Origin of the sequence: Streptomyces solitudinis (assembly GCF_036323765.1) — a bacterium.
Taxonomy (GTDB): Bacteria; Actinomycetota; Actinomycetes; order Streptomycetales; family Streptomycetaceae; genus Streptomyces.
The window spans coordinates 1-372 of sequence record NZ_JAZDCW010000036.1; the positions used below are offsets into that span (position 1 = coordinate 1).

Consider the following 372-nt stretch of genomic DNA (forward strand, 5'->3'; position numbering starts at 1 on the left):
CAAGACCACCACGACCGTGGCCATGGACTTCGGCCGCATCACGCTCGACCAGGACCTGATCCTGTACCTGTTCGGGACGCCGGGGCAGGACCGGTTCTGGTTCATGTGGGACGACCTGGTGCGGGGGGCGATCGGCGCGGTGGTGCTGGTGGACACCCGGCGGCTGGCGGACTGCTTCCCGGCGGTGGACTACTTCGAGAACAGCGGTCTGCCGTTCGTGATCGCGCTGAACGGGTTCGACGGGCACCAGCCCTACGGTCCGGAGGAGGTGCGTGAGGCGTTGCAGATCGGTCCGGACACCCCGATCATCACCACCGACGCCCGGCACCGCGGGGACGCCAAGAGCGCGCTCATCACCCTCGTCGAGCACGC

At 68.5% G+C, this 372-nt stretch carries 1 protein-coding gene; it reads left to right on the forward strand.

Going from position 1 to position 372, the window contains the following annotated elements; all coding sequences use genetic code 11:
• Positions 1-372, forward strand: a 372-nt coding sequence (locus V1J52_RS26030; protein ID WP_330142427.1) for a GTP-binding protein, incomplete at both ends; no start/stop codon positions are given.